Below are 6,647 nucleotides of genomic sequence, written 5' to 3' on the forward strand. Positions count from 1 at the left end.
CGATCTCGAACTGCATCTTCTTGCTGCCATGGGCCATGCGTTCCGGCAGCGTGTGCAGCCGCAGGAACAGGATGCCGAAGCAGATCACGGCAACAACCAGGAAGATGCCGGTGCCCACCAGCAGCGGATCGCTCCCGTCCGGGCCAGGCACGAACCACGGGACGTGATGCGGTGCGGCGGGATGCTGCTCGACGCTCATGCGCAAGTCCTGTGTTCGTACAACGCAGCGGCAGCATGGGAGCCCGCGGGGGAAGAACCCTGCCCCGCAATCGTCGCCGAGGTGATCACGATGCCTGGCCTGTCTGGTTCCATGGGCATTCAGCCGGCGCGGGGGGCGGCGCCGTCGCGGGGCGGCGCTTCCTGTGGCCGCGGCGTGACGGGCTGGCCCGGGCGCGCGCGGCTGCCGCCCTCGGTCACGACGAGCGTGCCGGGTTCCAGCCCCTCGGTGACGATGACCCGGCCCGCCGGCCCCGGCGCGGTGCGGATGCGCCGCACCTCCATCCTATTCTCGGCGCCGACCACCAGCACGAAGGCCCCCTGCTGGTCGATCTGGATCGCGGACTGGGAGATGACGATCGCCTCCTGCCGCTCCGCCTCGCGCACCAGCACGGTCACCGCCTGGCCGTCCGTGAGCAGCTGCTCGGTGTTCGGCACCACGGCCTGGACCATGATCGTGTCGGTCGAACGGTTCGCGGTCACGTCCAGGAAGTCGATCCGCCCGATCGCTTCCATCACCGAACCGTCGGGCAGGCGCAGCAGCACCTCGTGCCGTTCGCGTCCGCCGGCGCGGCGCACCCGCAGCAATTCGCGCAGCGTGACGGGGAAGCTCACGCGGATCGGGTCGTCGCGCACGACGGTGACGAGCACGCCCGAATCCGGCCCGACCACGTTGCCGGGGCTGAGCGGGGCGCGCCCGGCCCGCCCGTCGAAGACGGCGCGGATCTCGGTGTAGCTGTACTGGATACGCGCCTGTTCGAGCTGCGCGCGTGCCACGGCGACATCCGCCTGCGCCTGCGCCTCGGCGGTCACGCGATCATCGACCGTGGATTGCGGGATCGCGTTGGTGCGCAGCAGCTCCCGCCCGCGCTCGACCTGGAGCGTGGCGTTGCGCAGATCCGATTCGGCCCGATCGAGCCGCGCCTGGCGGATCGCAACCTCGGCGGCGAAGGGCGCCTGCTCGATCGTGTAGAGCAGGTCGCCCGCCTTCACCCGGTCGCCCTCGTTGAAGTGGCGTGTCTGGAGGAAGCCGGTGACGCGGGCGCGCGCCTCGAACTTGTCGATCGCCTCGACGCGGCCGATGAATTCCGCGGCCTGGGCGATCTGCTCGCGCTCCGCCCGTATGACGAACACGGTGGGCGGCGCTGCGGATGGCCGCGACTGCGCCGGCGCCTCGTCCTTGCAGGCAGCCAGGAGGAGCATGGGCAGCACCACCGCCGCCACGCGCGCGCCCACACGGAAAACTCTCGCTGTCACGTACCGCCCTCGCACCGATCGCAGTCGCACCATCCCATTCTGACGCGTCGCGGCAAAGTGAACATGCGCTAAGTCAGCGACCCACCGACTTCGCCCCCAACGCCGGCCGTGGTAGGGCCGCCGTCGTGACCCGCACTGCCGGCCCGACCCGATGGCGAAACGACTGATCCGCCACCCCGCCGTGCAGGGGATGCTGGCGCGTCTCGTCGCGTTCTATCTCCGCCTGGTCTGGGCCACCACGCGCTGGACCCTGGTGGGGGAGGACCATGCGCGTCCCTTCGCCGGAGGGCCGATGATCCTCGCCTTCTGGCACGAAAGGCTGCCGCTCGCGGCGCTGGGCTGGCGGCTGCTCGGCCGGCGCGTGCCACAGGGGGGGCGGCGGGCGCAGGTGCTGATCTCCCGCCACCGGGACGGACGGCTGATCGCGGCCGCCGTGCGGCCTTTCGGGATCGACGTGGTGCATGCCTCCTCCTCCAAGGGCGGCGCGGCTGGACTGAGGGGGCTGGCGCGCATCCTCTCGGGCGGGGGCGTGGCCGTCATCACGCCGGACGGGCCTCGCGGGCCGGCGCGCGTCGCGGCCCCGGGTGTCGCGCAGCTGGCGGCACTCACGGGCGTGCCGGTGCTGCCCTGCGCGGTGGCCTCGACGCGCATGCGGCTTGCGCGGTCCTGGGACCGGATGCGCTTTCCGCTGCCCTTCGGGCGGGGCTTCGCGGTGGTGGGGGCGCCGGTCGTGGTGGCGCGCGACCAGGCCGCGGAAGCGCTGCCACGGATCGCCGCCGCGCTCACCGCGGCGTGCGAAACCGCGGACAGGCTGGCGACGGTCGGAGGAGGGGAACCTCCCCCGAATCACCTCCCTTCTGTGGTCACGGAAAAGGTTGAGGGGGGTTCGGGGGGAGAAGTTCCCTTCTCCCCCCGGCCTTCGCCATGAGCGCGCTCGCCCTCGCCTGGCGCCTCGCCGCCACCGCTGTCTCGCCGCTGCTGCCGCTGCATCTCCGCAGCCGTGCCGCCCGCGGCAAGGAAATCGCGGAGCGAATCCCCGAGCGCTACGGCCACGGTGCCGCCCGGCCCGACGGCCCGCTGCTGTGGCTGCACGCGGCGAGCGTGGGGGAGACCGTCTCGATCCTGCCGCTGATCGACGCGCTGACCCGTGCCGAGCCGCGGCTGAACCTGCTGGTCACGACCGGCACCGTCACCTCGGCCACGCTCCTCGCCCGGCGCCTGCCGGCCCAGCTCGCTGGTCGCGTGACGCATCGCTTCGTGCCGCTCGACGTCCCTGCCTGGGTGGCGCGCTTCCTCGATGGCTGGCGGCCCGACGCCGCGGTCTTCGTCGAATCCGAGCTCTGGCCGAACCTGCTGACGGAAGCGGCACGGCGGGGCATCCCGCTCGCGCTGGTCAATGCGCGGATGTCGGCGCGGTCGGCCGGCTCGTGGGCCCGCGCGCCGGGCTTCGCGCGGGCCGTGCTCTCCCGCTTCACGTTGATCCTGGCGCAGGGGGCTGAGGATGCGGCGCGGCTCCGCGCGCTTGGCGCACCCGATGTGCGCGTTCCAGGCAACCTGAAATACGCCGCGCCCCCGCTGCCGGTGGATACGGCGGCGCTCGAGCGGCTGCGCGCCCTGGCCGCCGGCCGGCCCGTCTGGCTCGCCGCCAGCACCCATCCCGGGGAGGAAGCGCTGGCCCTCGCGGCGCACCGGCGGCTCGCGCCGCGCCATCCCGGACTGCTCACGATCATCGTCCCGCGCCACCCGGAGCGCGGGGCCGAGGTGGCCGCGCTGGCGGGGGACCTGCCGCTCGCGCGCCGGTCCCTGGGCGAGGATCCCGGGCCGGACACGGCGGTCCTGGTCGCGGACACGCTGGGCGAGCTCGGCCTGTTCTACCGGCTGGCGGCCCTTGCCTTCGTCGGCGGCTCGCTCGTGCCGCATGGCGGGCAGAACCCGCTGGAACCGGCGCGCCTCGGCTGCCCCGTGCTGCTCGGCCCGCACACCTGGAATTTTGCTGAGATCCTCCGCCGGATGGAGGCCGCCGGCGGCCTCACCCGGATCGATCCCGGAACCGATCCGGCGGGGGCGCTGGCCGAGGCGGTTTCCGCCATGCTAACCAATGAGGCGAGAGCGCGGGCCCAGGCTGAGGCCGCCCTCTCGATCGCGGCCGAGGAGGCCGGCCTGCCCGGGCGGATCGCCGCGGCCCTGCTGCCGCTGCTGCCGACCGGGGACGATAGGGCGGCCGCGCCGGGCGGCCGGGGGCTGGCGACACCGGAAACATCCGGGCCGCCGGAGACGGGGAAGGTGGACGACAGGGTCTGATGCGCGCTCCTGAATTCTGGAGCGGCGGCAGCGGGGGGCTTGCGCCTTTCCTGCTCTCGCCGGTTTCCGCCCTTTATGCGGCCGCGACGGCGCGCCGGATGGCGCGTGCCGGCTGGCAGGCGCCCGTGCCGGTCATCTGCTGCGGCAACGCGACCGCGGGCGGGGCTGGGAAGACGACCGTCGCGCTCGACATCGGGCGGCGGCTCGGCAATCGCGGCATCGGCGCGCATTTCCTGCTGCGCGGCTATGGCGGGCGGCTCAAGGGACCGACGCGGGTCGACACCGCGGCGCATGACAGCACCGCGGTGGGCGACGAGGCGCTGCTGCTCGCCGCCGAGCGCCCGACCTGGGTCGCCGCGAACCGCGCCACGGGCGCGCAGGCCGCCGTCGCCGCCGGGGCGCAGGCCATCGTCATGGATGACGGCCTGCAGAACCCGACGCTGGAGAAGGACCTTTCGCTGCTCGTGATCGACGGGTCCTACGGCTTCGGCAATGGGCGTATCATCCCAGCCGGGCCGCTGCGCGAACCGGTCGCCGCCGCCGCGTCCCGCTGCCGCGCCGCGGTGCTGATCGGGGAGGACGAGACGGGCGCGCTCGCCGCCCTGCCGCCCGGCCTGCCGGTGCTGCGCGCCACGCTGAAGCCGGGACCCGAGGCCGAATTGCTCGCCGGCCAGCCCGTGTTTGCCTTCTGCGGCATCGCCAATCCGCGCAAGTTCTTCACCACGCTGCAGGAAGCCGGCGCCTTCCTCGCCGGTCGCCAGGCCTATGCCGACCACTACCCCTTCGACGAGGGCGACCTGCGCGACCTGCTGGCCCAGGCCGAGGCGCTGCGCGCCACGCCGGTGACGACGCGCAAGGATTTCGTGCGTATCCCGCCCGCCTTCCGCAACCGCGTCACCGTCGTGACGATCCGGCTGGAATGGGAGGAGCCCGCGGCGATCGAGGGGCTGCTCGACCCGCTCGCGGCACGGGTCCCGGTTCCGGCCTGACCCCCTCCCGCGCCGGCGCCGGCGCCGCTAGACAGACAGCGTATTCCAAAGGGGGGATCGGACGCATGGCGGCACGGCGCAAGGCGGCGCTCATCACGGGCGCGGGGCGGAACATCGGGCGGGCGGTCGCGCTGACCCTGGCCGAGGACGGGTACGACCTCGTGCTCAACGGGTCGTCCGACCGCGCCGCGCTCGATCGCGTGGCGGCGGAGGCGGCGGCGCGCGGCGCGGCGACGCTGATCGCCATCGGCGATGTGGGCGACCCCGCATCCTGCGCGCGCATCGCGGCGGAGGGCATCGCGCGCTTCGGCGCCGTCGAGGTGCTGGTGAACAACGCGGCGCTGCGACCGCAGAAGCCCTTCCTCGAGATGAGCGACGACGAGTGGCGCCGCGTCATGTCGGTCGACCTCGACGCCGCTGTGTGGCTCTCCCGCGCCTGCCTGCCGGGCATGCTCGCGGCCGGCTGGGGGCGCATCGTGAACTTCACCGGCATGAACGCGATCCATGGCTATGCGGGCCGCGCGCCGGTCTCGGTCGCCAAGCACGGCGTCTGGGGACTGACCAAGGCGCTGGCGAAGGAATTCGGGCCGAAGGGCGTGACGGTGAACGCCATCTCCCCGGGCCCCATCGCGTCCGACGAGGAGGATGCCGACGCCGCGGCGGCCAAGTACCGCCAGGCCATCGTGCAGCGCGTGCCGGTGGGCCGGCAGGGGCGGCCGGAGGAGGTGGCGGCGGTGCTGCGCCTGCTCGTCTCCGATGGCGGGGCCTTCGTGAACGGGCAGATGCTGCAGGTGAATGGCGGGGCGGAGACGTAGTTTTTTGTCCCTCAGACGGCGGGCGGAGTCTTGGTCCGCCTTTCGGACGGCGGGCGGCGGCCATCCGGCCGCTTTGCCTGCGCGCCGTGGGCTGGTGTGCCGGCGGCGGCTGTTGGTCTGGGCGCGGTCACGCATTCGCGCTCGCGCTTCGAGGCGTGGCCTCGATCCGTCCTTTGCCTCGGTTGATGGGGGTCAGGCCGTCGCCCTTCGGCGCGCGCGCAGCGCAACCAGTGCCGTCACGCCGAGAAGGCACAGCATTGGCACGATCGGCACCAGGTACCGCTGCTCCAGATGGACCGGCAGGTAGATGCCAACGAGCGCGGCGCAGCCGAGCCAGGCGCCGAACAGCGGCCAGCGGCGCGGATCCTCCCGCCCGATCAGCAGCGGCGCGGCGATCGCCGCGGCACTGACCAGCAGCGCCACGATGCGGCTCACCACCATCAACGGCAACAGTAGGATCGCCGCGATCGATCCTTCCCCCGCGCGGCGCAGCAACTGGTCGTTGCGGCTGAACCAGGGGCGCGGCTCCCCGGCCACCCGTGCGAAATCCGCCGCCATGTCGATCGGCTGGAAGGTCACGAACAGCGTCTTGAGCGGGAAGCGCACCGCCATCGCCCGGAGCATCTCCAGCGGAAAGCGCCGCCAGGTGCGCGCGTAGCGCGCGGATGCCATGGCGGCGATCTCGGGGGAGGTCATGCCCGCCGCGTGCAGCCGCGCAAGCAGCGGATCGATGCCCGCGAAGCCCCGCGGCACCACCGTCTCCCGCGCCGCGCGGTCGAACAGGTCGTCGCCGTCGAACACGGGCAGGCCGCGGGCCGCCAGCGGCAGCGTCGCCTGGACCATGACGATGGCTCGCGTAGTGGACAGCACCGCGGCGCCGGACCGGCGATGATTGTCCGCCACCATCAGCCCCGCGGTGAGCGCCACCGGCGCGACCACCAGGCCGATGCCGGCGAGGCGCCGCCCCGGCCCCGCCGCGATCGCCGCCGCCGGCAGCAGGCCGAGCAGCAGGTAGGGCGTCGCCTCCCGCACCGTCGTCGCGAGCGCGAGCAGCACGCCCGCCAGCGCG

General features: G+C 73.5%; 7 protein-coding genes. 4 read left to right on the plus strand and 3 right to left on the minus strand.

What is annotated here, in order from left to right; genetic code table 11:
- Positions 1-199 (minus strand): hypothetical protein (locus HW577_RS18020; protein WP_419956595.1); only part of this gene is annotated, 199 nt, incomplete at its 3' end.
- A 119-nt stretch (positions 200-318) separates the two neighbouring features.
- Complete coding sequence (locus tag HW577_RS18025; RefSeq protein WP_198377530.1) at positions 319-1,473, minus strand: efflux RND transporter periplasmic adaptor subunit; 1,155 nt, start codon at positions 1,471-1,473, stop codon at positions 319-321.
- Positions 1,474-1,624: 151 nt separating this feature from the next.
- On the opposite strand from HW577_RS18025, the gene HW577_RS18030 reads away from it, so the two are divergent.
- The 4 genes from HW577_RS18030 (at position 1,625) to HW577_RS18045 (ending at position 5,578) form a co-directional block, all read left to right on the plus strand.
- Positions 1,625-2,401 carry a lysophospholipid acyltransferase family protein gene (locus tag HW577_RS18030; protein WP_198377531.1) on the plus strand — a complete coding sequence of 259 codons (777 nt, stop codon included), beginning with the start codon at positions 1,625-1,627 and terminating at the stop codon, positions 2,399-2,401.
- Positions 2,398-3,774 (plus strand): 3-deoxy-D-manno-octulosonic acid transferase, encoded by a 1,377-nt coding sequence (locus tag HW577_RS18035; RefSeq protein ID WP_198377532.1) that lies wholly within the window; start codon positions 2,398-2,400, stop codon positions 3,772-3,774. Before HW577_RS18030 ends, HW577_RS18035 begins: the two co-directional genes overlap by 4 nt.
- Positions 3,774-4,763 carry a tetraacyldisaccharide 4'-kinase gene (gene lpxK / locus HW577_RS18040; RefSeq protein ID WP_198377533.1) on the plus strand — a complete coding sequence of 330 codons (990 nt, stop codon included), beginning with the start codon at positions 3,774-3,776 and terminating at the stop codon, positions 4,761-4,763. Before HW577_RS18035 ends, lpxK begins: the two co-directional genes overlap by 1 nt.
- 65 nt (positions 4,764-4,828) lie before the next feature.
- On the plus strand, positions 4,829-5,578 hold the full coding sequence (locus tag HW577_RS18045; protein ID WP_198377534.1) for an SDR family NAD(P)-dependent oxidoreductase: 750 nt from the start codon (positions 4,829-4,831) through the stop codon (positions 5,576-5,578).
- Positions 5,579-5,770: 192 nt separating this feature from the next.
- On the opposite strand, the gene HW577_RS18050 is transcribed toward HW577_RS18045, so the two are convergent.
- Positions 5,771-6,647, minus strand: an 877-nt coding sequence (locus tag HW577_RS18050) for a hypothetical protein (protein ID WP_198377535.1), incomplete at its 5' end; no start/stop codon positions are given.

It is taken from the genome of Neoroseomonas rubea, from assembly GCF_016106015.1.
Lineage (GTDB): Bacteria > Pseudomonadota > Alphaproteobacteria > Acetobacterales > Acetobacteraceae > Neoroseomonas > Neoroseomonas rubea.

Excerpts from the sequence above, each read along its gene's own strand:
- HW577_RS18030 (WP_198377531.1), top strand. The coding sequence starts at position 1,625 with ATGGCGAAACGACTGATCCGCCACCCCGCCGTGCAGGGGATGCTGGCG.
- HW577_RS18035 (WP_198377532.1), top strand. The coding sequence starts at position 2,398 with ATGAGCGCGCTCGCCCTCGCCTGGCGCCTCGCCGCCACCGCTGTCTCG.
- lpxK (WP_198377533.1), top strand. The coding sequence starts at position 3,774 with ATGCGCGCTCCTGAATTCTGGAGCGGCGGCAGCGGGGGGCTTGCGCCT.
- HW577_RS18045 (WP_198377534.1), top strand. The coding sequence starts at position 4,829 with ATGGCGGCACGGCGCAAGGCGGCGCTCATCACGGGCGCGGGGCGGAAC.